This is a genomic window from Weissella koreensis KACC 15510, from assembly GCF_000219805.1.
Lineage (GTDB): Bacteria > Bacillota > Bacilli > Lactobacillales > Lactobacillaceae > Weissella > Weissella koreensis.
Genome location: NC_015759.1, coordinates 370,561 through 386,911, shown reverse-complemented (window position 1 = coordinate 386,911; position 16,351 = coordinate 370,561). Strand labels below are relative to the sequence as shown.

Sequence of the window (16,351 nt, the reverse complement as noted above, 5' to 3'; positions counted from 1 at the left end):
TGATTCAGTTTTGAGGGAACTAACTCTCAACAATTTAATACGTGTCGTGACGATAGCACTGAGGTCACACCTGTTCCCATCCCGAACACAGAAGTTAAGCTCAGTCACGCCGAAAGTAGTTGGAGGATCGCCTCCTGCGAGGATAGGAAGTTGCGACGCAATCTTGGACGTTTAGCTCAGCTGGGAGAGCACCTGCCTTACAAGCAGGGGGTCACAGGTTCGATCCCTGTAACGTCCATTTAGTTAGTTAAATAACTTGCCGTTGTGGCGGAATAGGTAGACGCGCGGGACTCAAAATCCCGTTCTCGCAAGAGAGTGTGGGTTCGATTCCCACCGACGGCATATTAAATAAAAAATAAATTCTTATTATTGATATTAAAATTCAATTGTAAGAATTTTTTTATTTATTACAAATAATTTATATTTAATTATTTTCATATTATCACTAAAATATGGGTAATATTATACATTTATTTATTACATTTGTAATATGAATAATAAATTAAAAAAATGAATAAATATATCACCAATATTTTAATATTTAAACGCAAAAGTTGGCGAAATGATTAAAAAATGAGTGATATCATTATAAATGAGCATTATTGCATTTAAATTAAATGAGAAATGGTTTTATTTATAATGAATATCACATGCTCTTAGAGTATGAAAAGTAGATTTATTTACTTTATTTTTAAGTGATCATAATAATACTTAAATTTATACATAGGGTGTATATAAATATGCAAAATTATGTTCATGATAATATAGATTATTCTAGGTCGGAAACTGAAATAAATGTAGATTTGTTAGTGCCTATATCAAATGTTGGAATGAAATTATCTGCTTCGGGGTCTAAATTAGAATTTGAATTAGTTAATTTACCTGAAGATGTGGAAATTAAAATTGTGAAGTCAGCATCAAATCCAAAAAAGTTTGAAGCTATTCTTTTAAAGGCAAATTCCAAAATAGAAGCCGAGATACTATTACCACGATCTAGTAAAATAGAAGCCCAGATATTGTTACCACAAGCTAATAAAATAGAGGCTCAGATACTGTTGCCAAAAATTACTAAAATGAATGGCATGAATGTAGTTGAAACTAAACTGCTTTATTCAGCTAAGGCTGATCAGCAATATGGATTTACTGATGAATATTTTTCTAAAGGTAAATGGTTATTAAAAATACGGCAAACGATTATAGCCCTATTTAGTTGGATCTGCGTAATTGTACCAAGTTATATTACTATAGCAACGTTTACTTCTCATTTAACCAAAGGAAAGTACGGGCATGCCTTTTGGAAGTATAGTGAGGGAATTGATGAAATTTGGTTTTTGATCTATCTATTGTTGTTTGCTGCAACTGTAACATTTATTTATGCGACATCAATGACAATTATTCAAAATTTTCGTAGAGAAGGTACCATCGAAAAATGGCCGACATTTGATTCAATTGATGATATTAATAAAAAGCAATTATCAGATGGGTTTATGAACAAACGTTTCGGTAGTCGGGCCTTACGACATAATATCAGATATTTTGATGTTCAACCTGAGCAAAATTTGGAAGATAACGAGCTTCCTAATTATTTGCATGTTGATCGTGGCTAGGATTGACCAGTTAGGATAAAAAATATGGTAAGCGATATTTTTAATGAAATGTTCACTAGTGGAAGCATATGGGATATTATTAAAAGAATAATTTTAATCATTCTTTGTTTATATCCGGTGATCGGAGCAATGTTTTGGTTTTTTGTTTCTTTAAGTTATCGTTGGCTGAAGAAAGACCGAAAAGAAGTTAATTTTAGAGCTATTCCGCCGGCTGTACAGCCCATGATAACCATTATGATTCCTGCACATAATGAAGAGGTTATGATTGAAGAAACAATTCATTATTTGAGCACTCAAATGAACTATGAAAACTATGAGATATTAGTTATGGATGACGGTAGTCGTGATGATACAAATAAAATTTTGCGTAGATTGCAAATGAAATATGATAACTTAAGGGTTATTCGTGTCATTAAAAACAAAGGTAAAGCACATGCATTTAATATTGGAATGTATTTCGCTAAGGGCACTATATATTGAGTAATGATGCCGATACGCTACCTGAGCCCAATGCATTGATGAAGTATATGAATTATTTTATCAATGCAGAAGATGTTAATACAGCTGCGGTAACAGCGAATATGGATGTTCAAAACAGAACTAAGATATTGGGTAAATCGCAAACAGTTGAGTTTTCGAGTATCGTTGGGGTTATTAAACGTAGCCAAACCGCTATTAATGATTCAATGTATTCTTATAGTGGTGCTAACACCATGTATAGCAAACAATTTTTAATTGACGTTGGTGGTTTTAGACAAGATCGGGCCACCGAAGATATTAGTATTGCATGGGACCATTTATTATTTGGAGTAACTCCTCGATTTGCACCAGATATTATTTTTCATATGAATGTTCCTGAAACTTTAGGTGAACTGTATAAGCAACGTAAGCGTTGGGCACAGGGTGGAACTGAGGTTTGGTTAACCAATGCACATTTATTTTTATTACATCCTTTTAAATATAGATACGTTTTATCAATGTTTGTTGATACGACGTTTTCAATCGTTTGGTCTTTTTTCTTTTTTATTACCAGTATTATATTTATTCTATCAATGTTGTATTTCTTATTTACCGGAAATTTTGAACGTATTTGGCATGGTTTCGCCATGAGTTTTATTTTTGTAACTTTTGAGTTGTTTTCAGGGATATTACAATTATTAGCTGCACTCCTTTTAGATCAAAGTGCGGCAAAATTCAAATATTTTTTATTTGCTCCTTTATACATGATGTTTTTTTGGATGGTAAATCCGCTTACAATCGTGGCGACATTTATTCCAGCTATTAAATCATTATTAGGTATGGGAGAAGGAACTTGGGTGAGCCCTACTCGAAAATCACTTAAAAAATAATAAATATGGAGATGAATGTATGATATTAAATATTGCTATGCTTATTATTTTATCTTTATTTATTATATTTGGTGTATTAATTACAATTAACTTATTTTGGGCAAAACATCAAAATGGAATTTATTCTACAGGCGATATAGATATGAGTTATAGATATGGATATTTTATTCAATCTATTATTGACGAAAATGGTAATAAGGCAGGATATGAAGCGCTTTTGCGTTATTACGATCCAGTTGATCAAAAATGGAAGTTTCCTACTAATTTTAAAGATTTTTCATTACGAGAAATAATTCCTCTATTAAAGGACGTTTTACCTCGATTAAATGAAGAGAGTGGCTTTTTATCGATTAATATAACTTTAAATCAGATGTATGATCTTCGTTATGAGTGGTTTATTCGTTGGGCGCGAGGAACAATCTACCCAATGAAATTAAGAATTGAAATTAGTATTACGGATGACTATAAACCAAATTTATTAGTTAAAAGAAATATTATTAAAAATTTGAAAAAGAGTAAAGAATTGGATGTCGATGTGATTTTAGAAAAAATTGAATCAACCAATGTTTTTTTAAAAAAGGTTAAATGGATGTTTAAAGATATTTCGGGAATTAAAATTCCATTTTCACAATATCGTAAAACTGGTGAAGATCAGTGGGTTGATATAAATATGGGTGAGTGGAAACGAATTGCTACAAGCTATGGATTTGAAATTGATGTGACAGAACTAGAAAACTCAGATGATATTGAACTAGCAGATAATTTAAAATTGAAATATCGTCAAGGATATCTTATTGATAAGCCTAATTATGGAGAAAGTGATTTTAAATAATATAGATGTTATTTTATAAAAATATATTAAAGGTGATAGCATGTCAAAACGGATTATTGCATTGATATTTGTAACACTATTTTGTGCAAGTTTAGTAATATTCAAAATAAGTAATATGGCTTCAAAAAATCACTTGGAAAATAAAAAAGGACTTAATATTGACATAGCAAGGCATCCATTGTCTGAGCGTGATTTAAAATTAATTATTAAAACTGCAAAACAAAAAAATTTGATTATTTACAACTGCATCTTAGTGATAATGAACATATCGCTTTTCAGTCTGATTATTTAGGAAATACTAAGGATTCATCAGCATTGTCAAAAAAAGAACTAAAGCAGCTAGTACAATATGCTGAAGAACATAACATTCAATTAGTACCTGATGTTGATGTTCCCTCACATATGGGAGCCATTTTAAAACAATTAAAGGTAAGTCATCCTGAAATTTATCATCAGGTAAAGTTAGATGAAGAAACGATTGATTATACTAATCCTAAATCGATTGAATTAGTTAAAAAAATATATGGTGAACTTAATCCAATATTTTCAAAACAAACCAATTTGAATTTTGTGATTGGGGCAGATGAGGTGCCTGGTAATATTGTATTACACAAGGATTTAGTTAAATTTATAAATCAAATCAATCGGTATCAAAATCAAGCTGGTTTTACTAACGTAATTTGGAATGATCAAATTTTAAAGAAAGAACTTAAAAATTTAGATTACAATTTAATTATTAATTATTGGTCACATTCAGGTAATCATGATGCACCAAATCAAGCCAAATTATTGATGAATCGAAATAAAAATTATATTTCGGTGAACGATGCATTTAGACTTGATCGGAAAATAATTAATTCTAATAGTTATGTATTATATTATCAAATGAAAAACATAGGCAATAAACAGCAGGATCGATATGTATTAGACATTTTAAATAACAAATGGGAGCCAAATATATTTAATGAAATTGATCAAAAAGGGAATAATCAAAATTGGACAGTTGAGCCAGAAGTTAAATTACAAGGTTATGAATTTTCGTTATGGGGAGAAAATTCTAAGCTAATTTCATTTAAATCTATTATTAATTTTATTAATAAGCTTAAGTTGGTTTGAAATTAGATAAATATTATTTTATAACTATAATTGATTAAGTTTTAAATATGTGTATTTTAATTTAATTCGATATTTCTTATTTAATTGCAATATATTGCTGATTAATATGGAAAAAATTTAATAAAGTGTTATCATAATCTATACACAAAAGAATATCAAATGTTATATGTTAGAGGGGAAATACAATGATAAAAAGAATATATATGATAATGGTGGTTATTCTAACATCACTTATTTTTACAAATATGAAAACAGCACATGCAGATGAGATTAATTACGATAGTATCCCAATGACGCAAATTTCATACAGTGATTCAACAATTCACACATGGGGAATGATTGTTCAAGATAATGCGATTTATTTAAATTACAATAATGATCCTAAAGGACAGGGGACTACAACATTTCAGGGGTATGGATTTAATTTTAAACTTGGCGATCAACAGGCTGTTATGAATATCGATTCTTCAGATTCTGGTAATATTCCCACAAAATTAGGTGATACAAGAAGTATTAAATTCCAAACGAACAATTATTCTAGTAATATTCAGGAAAAAATTACGGGTACTATCTTAGTTTCAGATAACGGTAATTCGGATAAACCGGCACAGATTTTACATATTAAAATTCCGATGTCAACTTTGGTAAAAGATCCATCATTGGTCAATAAAGTGGAACTAAATAATCCTAACCTAGGTGGTGGAACATTAGTTAGTGACGGGGCGTCAACATCACCAGTCTTATCAGTCTCAATTGCGGTAATCGCAGTTCTGGTTATTGGCTTCTTCGTATATCGTAAGAAGCGTCGGGTAGCATAAGATGTATTGGCTGATAGTATTAGCCATATTTTTATGGGTTTATTTGTTGAGCATTATGAAGAAGGCTAAATGGGCAGCGATGTACAGTGTGATTGGATCAGTTGGATTATTCTTCATTTTAATCTATATATCCAATTTCAGTGTTACATCTTTTTTAATGAAAACTGCTACATTTGGAACTGGGATTTTTGGATCAATAACAGGATTTTATGACATTTCGTTACAGTATAGCTTGATTCAAATTACAAGTGGTGCAGATACAATTAATCTTTTTTTGACCTATGAATGCTCGGCTGTGATTGAATTAGGAGCATTCATCTCTTTAGCGGTTTTTTATCCTTTTTTTCAAAGTGCTAAGGAACGCAGACATTGGTTAATTATTGGAGTGCCTTATATTTTTATTACTAATATAATAAGGTTAATTATTACAGCTACGATTATTCACTATCTTGGTATTAATTCGTTAGTATGGGCTCATGTTATTATTGGAAGAATTATATTTTATGTTCTAACAATTATTTTATATTATGTGGCATTTACGCGGGTTCAAGTTTTAAATATATCAGTTGGTAAATTTACATTTAAATCAGGAGAAAGCTAATGGCTGGTCTTTTAAACTCGGTAGCCTCACAATACCTTTTTGTGGGAATCTGGTTGTTAATTCCAATTATTATCGAAGTAGTGCCAACATTATATGTTTATATTAGACTATCATTGGGAATATTTTGGAATTGGATTATTAATTTAATAAATAAAAATAAAACCATTAACAATAATAATGATTTTTATTTACCGGAAATAGATGTAGTTATTCCGGTCTATAATTCAGCAGACACTTTAGAAGCTTGTATTCTTTCAGTAATTAACTCTACTTATCCTATTGATAAAATAAAAATAACTTTGGTGAATAACAAAAGTACAGATGACAGTTTTAAAAAATTCCAAGAGATTCAAAGCAAATATAACCATGCGATGATTTCATGGCTAGATGCAGCTCAAGGAAAATCTAAAGCTTTGAATATGGCAATGTATAATACGCATAATAAATATTTTATTCATGTGGATAGTGATGGACAACTAGAAGAAAATGCCTTATTAAACATGGTTAAGCAATTCGAACGTGACATTGATACTGTTGCTTTGACGGGAATTATTTTAACGCAAAAAGAGCTGATTAAACAACAAAAGAGTAAGTTTATTAAAATAATGGATCTATTAGAGTATCATGAATATTCAAGTGCTTTTTTAGTTGCTCGAAACTCAGAAGCTCTTAGTAATAATATGTTTACTATGTCAGGAGCATTTTCTGGTTTTAGGCGTTCGGAATTATCTAGTACCTTTATGTTTAGTAGTGAAACAGTTGGTGAAGATACGCATATGACTTTTCAAATGCGTGATAAAGGACAAGTTCGTTTAGCTAAAGATGCCATTTTTTATGTAGAACCAATAGATAGTTTTGATACTTTGTACCGTCAACGTCAACGTTGGCAGATGGGTGAAATGCAAGTTATTCATATGTTTGAAAAGACAGGTGATATATCGATTTGGAAATTTTTCACTAATTTCATGGTCCGTAAATTAATGTTGGATCATACCTTTGTGTTTCCGAGACTAATATGGTTCTTTGCACCAGCGGTCTTAGTAGCTAAAAATTTCTCTGGTAAAACTTTAATTGTTATTTATCTATCAATGTATTTTTTATATGTGTTTATTAGCGGTCTGTTTTTTCTATTAGCGCAAATTTATTTACATAAATTTCAAAAAGAATATAAATTTTTTGTCCGAAGTGGGGTTGTGCTTTTATTGATGCCGATATATAAGTTTATATTGTCATGGGTCTTATTAGCAGCTTTATTGAACGGAACTAATCACATGCAATGGCGGGTTCGATCCATCATCGATGAATTAAGTACTACTGGAAATTTATTAAAAAATGATGCTAAGCGGTTTGCACATATGCTAAAGGATATGAAAAATAATTTAAAAAATTAAAGCTTTAATTTAGACAAGGAGATTCGATGAATTTTAACCATAAATTTATACAATTTATTAACTTAGCAATAACAATCATTTTTTATTTTTTTCTAGTTCAAATGTTGTATTTTTCAGGATCATCAACAAATCTTTCACTTGAAAGCGTAACATGGTATGCACTATTGGTAATTGTGTTTGTAGTATTGATGTATGTACTGATTAATACAAGTTTTATTGATCGATTTGAACGACTTAAGCATAAACAATGGATTTTTGCGGTGGCTTTTTTTGTCTCAGTGGTTATTTTTCAAATTGTCTTTATTTCTTATGTTCATCCAGCAATTGGGTTTGATGCTGGAGCTATTCATTCAGCATTGTTTAATCCCACTGATGTAAATACTCGAGGATATTATAGTCAATATATCAATAATTTATCGTTATTGTTAATTCAACATTGGCTAGCGGATACTTTTCATAATACATCATGGTTATTCTTTGATTATATTGGTTTGATCTTAGTTGATTTATCAGCCTTGATCAACATATTAACAATTTGGTTGATAAAACGTAAAAACACCATTAATTTGATATTTTTAGAATCAACTTTACTAATGGTGTTTCCTTGGATTATTATTTCATATTCAGATATTTGGGTAATTCCTTTAGTATCATTGATTATTTTGTTTTATACGCTAGTCGTTAAATTCAGGAGTAAGCTTTGGCTACGCTTAATAATGGATGTTGCTCTAATTTTGACTGTTATTTTGACTTATTATATTAAACCTTCATCAATTATTCCGATTATTGCGATTGGCTTAATTGAGATTAAAAGGATCTATATCGCATTGTTTATTGACCACACTATTAAGCTAAAACAGTCTTTGATCTTTATACTGGTTGTTTGCCTGATAGGGGGAGCTGGGTATGGTAGTTTTAAGGCGATTCAACAAACAATTAATAAACAGAGTTATATTCCCGTTAATCCTGGATTATCAGTTCCAGCTATCCACTTTATTAGTATGGGAACTTCTGGTGATGGAGGATATAACGAGAAAGACGCGTTGGCTATGGCTTTACTACCTGATCGACAAGATAAGGTTGATTACTCAGTTCGGATTTTAAAGCAAAGGTTGCATAAAATGGGACCGATTGGTTATGGAAAGTTCCTAATTATGAAACAATCAAATAATACTACTGATGGATCTTTTGCTTGGTTGAAAGAGGGACATTTCTTTGCTAAAAACCCTAAACCAACCAATCTTTTGCAAAGTTTTGTGTATAAAGATGGTAAAAATCTTAAAAATTATCAATTTTTGGCGCAGTTAATTTGGCTTTTATTGTTATTTACTTTAATATTTGCAAGATCTCATAATGATGAGTGGGTTCAAATTTTGCGAATTGCGATTTTGGGTGGTTTATTCTATCTTCTTATTTTTGAAGGCGGTCGTACTAGGTACCTAATTCAATTTTTGCCATTAATTTTCCTGTTATCCGCTTATAACTCAGATCTATCTTGGAACTTTTTAAATCGGGGGTTCCGTTGGGCGAAAGAAACGTTTAGTATTGATGATTAGAATAAATAATTTAAAGAAATGGAAGAAATTTTATTATGCAAACAATGTATCGGTTAAAATTTTATATCAATGCATATCATGCGGTGGAATGGAATGGAAAAATGGGACAACTTCATCCACATACTTGGGAAATTATTAGTGATTTTTCAACTAGCTCTGATGCTAATATTCAATTTAATGAATATGAAAAAGACATTATGGATTATTTGAAACGTTACGAAGATAGTACTTTGAATGAAGTTAAGCCTTTTGACAAACTTAACCCAACTGTAGAAAACTTTGCAGAAGTTGTTTTTAACGATTTGCGTTATCATTCTAAATTGATTGAAAATAAAATTATTTTGCAAAAACTAGAAGTTAGTGAGGGACCTACCCGTACTTATATCATTGTGAATGATGATATATAAGAGAATAGATTATGAAAAAATTTATGATATTTATTTTTACTTTATTATGCTTATTAGGATTAGTTTGGGGAGTCGGAGCACTAGCACATCTAGGTGGTGGATTTAAAGAAAATGATGTTAGTGCGATTAAAGATACCGGTCATGTACGCAATTGGACTAAGAAGGAGTTTAATGTCCTAACACCGCAGGATTGGGATGATGGCTCTGATAGTCAATATAGTAATATTGTTAAAGTGTTCGGACCAGGTGATGAACGTCGTCTAGAGTCTCAAGATACTTCGGGATCTAAAAAAGCCGAGGTTAAACATTTAGTAATTACTTGGCGACAAAAGGATGCCAACATATATATGGGGTTTTATAAATATTCACCAAATGGCCAATGGCTTTTACATGATAAAACTTGGACTGACAAGTAGTTATAGAAGATATTTTACCTACATTTAGAGATTAAGGAGCATCTTCAAAATGGAAGATGCTTTTTTATTTTATTTAAATTTTAATGAATATCATGAAAGTTGTAATTAAAGCGTTATGTAAATAAGAATGTTATAATAAATTCCAATAATATTATTAAGTGTGGATAAAAAGGGGTGAAGCGATGCTAAAAGAAATTGCTGCTGGAGACTTAGTAACGGCACGGATTGCGGTTGAAAAAGGAGTTGATCGAATTGAATTAAATCAGCAACTTGAATTGGGTGGTTTGACCCCAAGCAGAATAACTTGGCAGGCTGTTTTAAAATTAGGGCGACCAGTTGTAGTAATGGTACGTCCTCGTGGTGGCGATTTTAACTATAGTAATGATGAAGTGATTGAGATGGAAAGGACCCTAATTGCGTTAAAAAATGATGGGATCAAAATCGTTACCTTTGGAGTGCTAACGGCGCAAAAACAACTGGATACGATAGTCATGGAACGCTTAATTAAAGTAGCTTCACCTATGCGAGTAGTGATGCATATGGCATTTGATTCAATTCCGTTGGATCATCAAGCAGCAACAATTAATTGGTTATCCCAACACCAGGTAGAGCGAATTTTAACGCATGGTGGTCCGTTGAATCAGCCGATTGAACAAAGTTTAAAACAAATTAAGATTACAATTGAACAAGCTCAGGGTAAGATTGAAATTTTACCTGGTGGTGGAATTAATTATCAAAATTATGAGCAGATTGCTCGACAATTAGGAGTTGAGCAAGTACATGGTAGTCAGATTATTAAGTTAAATGTGGTTGAATAATTATTATATTTAAATATAAAGTCTTGCAAAATGGCTGAGGGAACTGTATAATTAATCTTTGTTGGGTTAGCAAACTAATCTTAACGGGACGTAGCTCAGCTTGGTAGAGCACCTGGTTTGGGACCAGGGGGTCGCAGGTTCGAATCCTGTCGTCCCGATTCAAAAAAGGCAATGACTTAATGTTATTGCCTTTTTATTTTTTAATAAAATTAACATAGGAGGGATCTGATGTCAGGTGAAATGGAAAAAATTACAGCATCAACTTTTATTGATTTAATTAATCAATTAGGATTTAAAAGTCCGATTGTTGGTGAGAAAACGATGCATACGGAACCTGGGTTTAAAGTCCGTGATCCAAAACAGCAAGTAGAGTATCAATTGCCATATTGGGATATTTTACGTCGCGCAGATGAATCATATTGGTCACCACTAGATGGTGATCGTAAAACGGTTTATAATGTGACTGATTTTGAAATTTTAATTAATGAAAATTGGATTCCTATTATTGAGTGGTACATGCAGGACACTGATACTGAAAATTAATAAAAAAGGTCGAGGATTCCTCGACCTTTTTTATTATATGCTAAAATAATTTCTACGCCTTTTTATTATGAAAGAAAGCAGTGAAAATGATTAATATTATTAAGCTAATTGTTCCAATTATACCAAGAATGATCCCAATGTTTAAGCCAGGAGTTTTGTACTCTAACTTGATATAGTTAACACCTTGATGGAGTTTAATTCCAATCATACCTTGGTTCACAGCTTTAATCTTATGCGTAGAGCTGGTCCAACCATTGCTCCAAGGAATGGTACTTGTTAACCATTGGCCTTTTGAAACTGTGATTTTGCTAGTTAATTGATTATCTTTGTATGAAAGAATAGGAGCATTTTTTTGAATTTGTTTAGCAACTTGATCAAATCGATTATCAATCGGGACTGCCTTCATTGTGATTGTGTAGTGATAGGTTCCATCCTGTGAAAACTCCAAGGGAATAAATTGATCTTTTTTATATTGTTTAGCAGGGCCTAAATTAATAGTCAATGCTGAACGATGTTGATAGAAAGAGAGGTTATTAGCGCCTGATTGGTAGACTGAATTAATCTGTTTTTGGTAAGTTGTGTCGATATTGTAACCACCAACTTTTCGTCCAAAATTGTTAAGATTATTTTTGTACCAATTTAATTTAAATCCTGTGGGGTTAATTCTTAAATCAGAATCTTTTTGTGGATTTTGATGATTTTGATGATTATTGAAAACATAATTGGTATATGCAATTTGCTTTCTTTGGCCCCATGTTGCCGCTTTATAGGATAGATTAGTAATTTCTAAATGTAATTCCATTCCTTTTAGTTTTGGATTAGCTTTTATATTAATCCCATCTGGTAATAGACTAGGATGGGTTTTATAGGTCGTTGTAATTGATGATTTCCAGTTTTCACTTCCATTTAATGCAATAGGTATGGTTTGTACCTTTTTAGCAAAATCAGAATGTTGAGTTCCACCTTTAACTACTACAGAGTCGACTAATGTCGCTTCTTTTTCGGTAGGTGAGAGTTTCTGATATGTCTTAGGGTTGACCGAATATTTTGGTAAGTATAAACGAGGATAACTATTTTGCGTTTCGCCTTTTATTAGCCCCTTGGTAGTCGCTTGTTCATTGACTAAATATGATTTAGGTACATTTTGTTCAGTATTGGTCCAAATATTTTTAACGCCTAAAATATTAAAGATTAAATTACGATGATCTAAATTACCGATGACATCATTAGGGTTAGAGCTTTGAATTTGCAAACCGGCTAGAAATTGATTAGTACTTTTATTTTGAAGAGACCAGTAGCTTTCAATGTTGTTTAAACCAGCAGCTATGGGTAAATTGCTAGCAGGTGCAATACCATTAATATTACCTAGCTGTTGATCAACGTAGATTCGAGGTTGATCTTGATCTAGCGTTTTGAATGTTTTTTGATTTTTAAGTAATGCTTGAATAGTTTGTTTTGGTACTAGGCTGGTTGAATCGGGATTATAATCCTTGGAATGGTTACGGATCATCAAGATACTAAGACCCAAGCTGATAATTATTAAGAGCCAAATTTTAGTCTTTTTTTGTAAGGGATGATTAATGAGCAAGGCAAGGGTTAACAATCCACTAAAAAAAGCAGCAATTAGTAATCCGAAATTCAGGTTAACATTTAGATTATGGCTAATAAAAAGAGATAAGGTAGCAATTCCTCCTAATATTCCGGTAATTTGTAAGTCACGAATCGCTAATTGATCCAGGTTTTCTAATAGTTCCATTGAGATTAATGCGACTGGGAGACAAATTAGTAATAACCAGCGATTTGATGGAGAAGTTCCTCCATTAAAGACGGCAGAAAAGATTGGAAAACATAGTCCTACCATCGTGATGATCCAAATTAAGTTGTAATTTATATATTTTTTAAAACGACGAAAACTAAAAATAATAGCGGTAACGCTAATGAAACTCATACCACCGTTGAGCCAAAATAGCGGAAGTGATTCATTTCCGATGATATTACCTGGAAGCGCTAAATAATAGTTGATCGGATATAACCACATACCATTAGCAATGACCGTATTGGTTCGAACGGCATTCATCGTGGCTAGTACTGAAGGTAAAAAGAGCGGGGCACTGATTAAAGCCCCGATAATAACGGGTCCGAAGACTTGAAGTGTCCTTTTTCTTAGTTGAGGTTGGGTTAATAGGAACCATAACCAAATGAGAAATGTGGCTAAAGCCAGCATAAAAGCAAAATAAAAATTATTCCAAAGGGTCCAAGCGACCATGATGGTTAATAATTTCCAACGACCAGTCCGAATAAAACGGATTAAACTCCAGCAAAGCAATGGAAAAATGATCAGAGGGTTAATAAAGAAAGGGTGTTCAAAGGCGATAAAGGCTGTAAAACCGGAAAAAGTATAAATTATTCCTCCGGCACTTAAAACCCAGTTAGAAAAAGTATGCTTAGTTAAACGAGGTGCTACAAAAATTAAAGCAGCTCCTGCCAACCAGAGTCTAATTAAAATCATTAGATTATAATATTCAATCAGGTGAGTTGATTTTACTAATATTAATGGATAAGTAAAAATATCACCCATAACATAGTAGGAAAAAGTCTGTAAGTAGTCTTGTCCTAGACTTATATTCCAATCCCATGCGGACGGTAATTTATGATTAAAAAATAGATTTCTTAAATCATGATGCCATTGGATCAAGGCGGGAAAATGCTGGGTGATACCATCAGCGTTCCAAATTAATGAACCACCACCAATGAGAAATGGGACGAAAACGATGAGTATAATGATGAAGAATAGAATGGTATAGATACTTAGGGGATGCTTGATTAACCGTTTCATTGAATTTTTGATCCTTTAATTTAGTGTTAATAATTTTCCTTATTATAACATGATGGAAATTTTGCTTTTAATCTTAATCGTGTTAGGAATTATACATCAGGAATGTATATATTTTAAATAAATTACAATAAATAGTAAAAATTTTACAAAGATTGCCCTTTGGCTAATGAAAACGTTTACTTTTGTATCAACGTGGGTTATTATAATAAAGTACTTAGATTAATAAGGGTATGAATAAATTAAAAAGGAGATCCGCGAAATGGTTAATTTTATTATTGCCAGTCACGGTGAGTTTGCTTCCGGAATTAAGATGTCGGGACAGATGATCTTTGGCGACCAGGAAAATGTCGAAGTTATAACCTTTATGCCAAATGAAGGTCCAGATGATTTGCATCAAAAATTTGTTGATGCAATTAATCGCTTTGAAGATGGGGATAAGAGTCAAGTATTATTCCTTGTTGATTTGTGGGGGGGATCACCATTTAATCAAGCTAATTTAATTGTTGCAGAACATCCAGAAAATATGGCAATGATAGCAGGTTTGAATTTGCCAATGTTGATTGAGGCCTACAGTGCTAGATTTACTCAGGATAAAGCAGCTGATATTGCAAAGTCATTAGTACCAACGGCTCGTGAAGGAGTTAGATCCATTCCAGAAGCCGAATTGGAAACTAATTCAGTTAAAAAAGCAGGGAATGATTCCATGCAAGGCTTGAAAAAGGGTAAGATGAAAATTAATTTAGCCCGAATCGATACACGTTTGTTGCACGGTCAAGTTGCAACAGCATGGACACCTGATTCAAAAGCCAATCGTATTATCGTAGTATCAGATAATGTTGCTAAGGATGATATGCGTAAGAATTTGATCATTCAAGCCGCACCTAATGGAATAAACGCTAATGTTATTCCGGTCGATAAGATGATTGAAGTAATGAAGGATGATCGGATGGGTGGCGTAGAAGCCTTCTTACTATTTGAAAATCCTCAAGATGCACTCCGTGCCGTTGAAGGAGGAGTTCCCTTGACATCAATTAACGTTGGTTCAATGGCTCATTCAACTGGTAAGACAATGGTGAACAAGGTTTTGTCAATGGACAAAAATGATGTTCAAACTTTTGAAAAAATGAGTGATTTAGGGGTTAAATTTGATGTCCGTAAGGTACCATCAGATTCAAAGGCTGATTTATTTAATTTAATTAAAAAAGCCGACGTTAAGTAGCTATTATTTAAATTTGGAAAGGTAGAATATCATGACAATAATTTCAATGGTATTGGTAGTTGTAGTGGCATTCTTCGCCGGGATGGAAGGAATTTTGGATCAATTCGAAATTCACCAACCGCTGATTGCTTGTACGTTAATTGGGCTGGTTACTGGCCACTTAATCCCATGTGTTATTTTGGGAGGAACTTTACAGATGATGGCCTTAGGTTGGGCTAATATTGGGGCCGCTGTGGCTCCCGATGTGGCCTTGGCATCAGTTGCTTCAGCTATTATTTTAGTTAAAAGTGGGCATTTTGATTCAGCTCACATCACTTTGGCATACGGAGCTGCAATTCCGTTGGCCGTTGCTGGTTTGTTCTTAACAATGATCGTTCGTACCTTGGCGGTCGCCATGGTTCACGGAGCTGATAAAGCCGCTGAAAAGGGTGACATGAAGGCGATGGAGCGAATTCATGTCACAACATTGATGATGCAAGGATTGCGAATTGCCATCCCAGCTGTTTTGTTACTTTTGATCCCTACATCAGCTGTTCAAGACGCTTTGAATGCTGTTCCAACTTGGTTGTCAGATGGAATGGCAATCGGTGGTGGAATGGTGGTTGCCGTTGGTTACGCTATGGTTATTAACATGATGGCAACACGTGAAGTATGGCCATTCTTTGCCATTGGGTTTGCTTTAGCAGCTGTCACACAATTAACTTTGATTGCCATGGGTGCAATTGGAGTTGCAATCGCATTGATTTATCTTAACCTATCAAAGATGGGTGGTGGATCTAATAATGGTTCCAACGGTGGTGGGTCAGGCGATCCGGTTGGCGACATTTTGAATGAGTATTAGG

At 32.8% G+C, this 16,351-nt stretch carries 14 protein-coding genes, 3 tRNA genes, 1 rRNA gene and 1 pseudogene; 18 read left to right on the top strand and 1 reads right to left on the bottom strand.

What is annotated here, in order from left to right; genetic code table 11:
- Nucleotides 1–42 precede the first annotated feature (42 nt).
- The 16 genes and pseudogenes from rrf to WKK_RS01805 all read left to right on the top strand — a co-directional run bounded on the left by rrf (nt 43) and on the right by WKK_RS01805 (nt 11,454).
- Nucleotides 43–159 (top strand): 5S ribosomal RNA (rrf, locus tag WKK_RS01885).
- 6 nt (nt 160–165) lie between these two features.
- Nucleotides 166–238 (top strand) — tRNA-Val (locus WKK_RS01880).
- A 20-nt stretch (nt 239–258) separates the two neighbouring features.
- Nucleotides 259–342 (top strand) — tRNA-Leu (locus WKK_RS01875).
- Nucleotides 343–740: 398 nt separating this feature from the next.
- On the top strand, nt 741–1,607 hold the full coding sequence (locus tag WKK_RS07245) for a hypothetical protein (protein ID WP_013989268.1): 867 nt from the start codon (nt 741–743) through the stop codon (nt 1,605–1,607).
- A 24-nt stretch (nt 1,608–1,631) separates the two neighbouring features.
- Nucleotides 1,632–2,956 (top strand): annotated as a pseudogene (locus WKK_RS01865) (glycosyltransferase family 2 protein).
- 19 nt (nt 2,957–2,975) lie between these two features.
- On the top strand, nt 2,976–3,788 hold the full coding sequence (locus WKK_RS01860; RefSeq protein WP_013989267.1) for a hypothetical protein: 813 nt from the start codon (nt 2,976–2,978) through the stop codon (nt 3,786–3,788).
- Between the two features lie 315 nt (nt 3,789–4,103).
- Complete coding sequence (locus tag WKK_RS01850) at nt 4,104–4,904, top strand: family 20 glycosylhydrolase (RefSeq protein ID WP_013989265.1); 801 nt, start codon at nt 4,104–4,106, stop codon at nt 4,902–4,904.
- Nucleotides 4,905–5,149: 245 nt separating this feature from the next.
- Complete coding sequence (locus WKK_RS01845) at nt 5,150–5,722, top strand: Firmicu-CTERM sorting domain-containing protein (RefSeq protein WP_238530593.1); 573 nt, start codon at nt 5,150–5,152, stop codon at nt 5,720–5,722.
- 1 nt (nt 5,723) lies between these two features.
- A complete protein-coding gene (gene xrtG, locus WKK_RS01840; protein WP_013989264.1) occupies nt 5,724–6,323 on the top strand; it encodes an exosortase family protein XrtG in 600 nt (199 codons plus the stop codon).
- Entirely contained in the window at nt 6,323–7,714 is a 1,392-nt protein-coding gene (locus WKK_RS01835) for a TIGR03111 family XrtG-associated glycosyltransferase (RefSeq protein WP_013989263.1), read from the top strand. The genes xrtG and WKK_RS01835 overlap by 1 nt, the downstream gene beginning before the upstream one ends.
- Nucleotides 7,715–7,815: 101 nt before the next feature.
- Complete coding sequence (locus tag WKK_RS01830) at nt 7,816–9,270, top strand: TIGR03766 family XrtG-associated glycosyltransferase (RefSeq protein ID WP_242821450.1); 1,455 nt, start codon at nt 7,816–7,818, stop codon at nt 9,268–9,270.
- 35 nt (nt 9,271–9,305) lie between these two features.
- A complete protein-coding gene (locus WKK_RS01825; RefSeq protein WP_006845817.1) occupies nt 9,306–9,677 on the top strand; it encodes a 6-carboxytetrahydropterin synthase in 372 nt (123 codons plus the stop codon).
- 11 nt (nt 9,678–9,688) lie between these two features.
- Nucleotides 9,689–10,093 carry a hypothetical protein gene (locus WKK_RS01820; RefSeq protein WP_013989261.1) on the top strand — a complete coding sequence of 135 codons (405 nt, stop codon included), beginning with the start codon at nt 9,689–9,691 and terminating at the stop codon, nt 10,091–10,093.
- Between the two features lie 182 nt (nt 10,094–10,275).
- Nucleotides 10,276–10,911 carry a copper homeostasis protein CutC gene (locus tag WKK_RS01815; RefSeq protein ID WP_013989260.1) on the top strand — a complete coding sequence of 212 codons (636 nt, stop codon included), beginning with the start codon at nt 10,276–10,278 and terminating at the stop codon, nt 10,909–10,911.
- 84 nt (nt 10,912–10,995) lie between these two features.
- Nucleotides 10,996–11,069, top strand: a tRNA-Pro gene (locus tag WKK_RS01810).
- Between the two features lie 70 nt (nt 11,070–11,139).
- On the top strand, nt 11,140–11,454 hold the full coding sequence (locus WKK_RS01805; RefSeq protein ID WP_006845814.1) for a hypothetical protein: 315 nt from the start codon (nt 11,140–11,142) through the stop codon (nt 11,452–11,454).
- Between the two features lie 52 nt (nt 11,455–11,506).
- On the opposite strand, the gene WKK_RS01800 is transcribed toward WKK_RS01805, so the two are convergent.
- A complete protein-coding gene (locus WKK_RS01800; protein WP_013989259.1) occupies nt 11,507–14,290 on the bottom strand; it encodes a YfhO family protein in 2,784 nt (927 codons plus the stop codon).
- A gap of 259 nt (nt 14,291–14,549) precedes the next feature.
- Between WKK_RS01800 and WKK_RS01795 the strand changes: the two genes are divergently transcribed.
- Nucleotides 14,550–15,509 carry a mannose/fructose/sorbose PTS transporter subunit IIA gene (locus tag WKK_RS01795; RefSeq protein ID WP_006845812.1) on the top strand — a complete coding sequence of 320 codons (960 nt, stop codon included), beginning with the start codon at nt 14,550–14,552 and terminating at the stop codon, nt 15,507–15,509.
- A gap of 31 nt (nt 15,510–15,540) precedes the next feature.
- The gene (locus tag WKK_RS01790; protein ID WP_006845811.1) at nt 15,541–16,350 is read left to right on the top strand and encodes a PTS mannose/fructose/sorbose transporter subunit IIC; all 810 of its coding nucleotides are present in this window, start codon (nt 15,541–15,543) and stop codon (nt 16,348–16,350) included.
- The last annotated feature ends 1 nt before the right edge of the window (nt 16,351 follow it).

Excerpts from the sequence above, each read along its gene's own strand:
- WKK_RS01860 (WP_013989267.1), top strand. The coding sequence starts at position 2,976 with ATGATATTAAATATTGCTATGCTTATTATTTTATCTTTATTTATTATA.
- WKK_RS01835 (WP_013989263.1), top strand. The coding sequence starts at position 6,323 with ATGGCTGGTCTTTTAAACTCGGTAGCCTCACAATACCTTTTTGTGGGA.
- WKK_RS01790 (WP_006845811.1), top strand. The coding sequence starts at position 15,541 with ATGACAATAATTTCAATGGTATTGGTAGTTGTAGTGGCATTCTTCGCC.
- WKK_RS01800 (WP_013989259.1), bottom strand. The coding sequence starts at position 14,290 with ATGAAACGGTTAATCAAGCATCCCCTAAGTATCTATACCATTCTATTC.
- WKK_RS01830 (WP_242821450.1), top strand. The coding sequence starts at position 7,816 with ATGTTGTATTTTTCAGGATCATCAACAAATCTTTCACTTGAAAGCGTA.
- WKK_RS01815 (WP_013989260.1), top strand. The coding sequence starts at position 10,276 with ATGCTAAAAGAAATTGCTGCTGGAGACTTAGTAACGGCACGGATTGCG.
- xrtG (WP_013989264.1), top strand. The coding sequence starts at position 5,724 with ATGTATTGGCTGATAGTATTAGCCATATTTTTATGGGTTTATTTGTTG.
- WKK_RS07245 (WP_013989268.1), top strand. The coding sequence starts at position 741 with ATGCAAAATTATGTTCATGATAATATAGATTATTCTAGGTCGGAAACT.
- WKK_RS01795 (WP_006845812.1), top strand. The coding sequence starts at position 14,550 with ATGGTTAATTTTATTATTGCCAGTCACGGTGAGTTTGCTTCCGGAATT.
- WKK_RS01825 (WP_006845817.1), top strand. The coding sequence starts at position 9,306 with ATGCAAACAATGTATCGGTTAAAATTTTATATCAATGCATATCATGCG.
- WKK_RS01805 (WP_006845814.1), top strand. The coding sequence starts at position 11,140 with ATGTCAGGTGAAATGGAAAAAATTACAGCATCAACTTTTATTGATTTA.
- WKK_RS01820 (WP_013989261.1), top strand. The coding sequence starts at position 9,689 with ATGAAAAAATTTATGATATTTATTTTTACTTTATTATGCTTATTAGGA.
- WKK_RS01845 (WP_238530593.1), top strand. The coding sequence starts at position 5,150 with ATGAAAACAGCACATGCAGATGAGATTAATTACGATAGTATCCCAATG.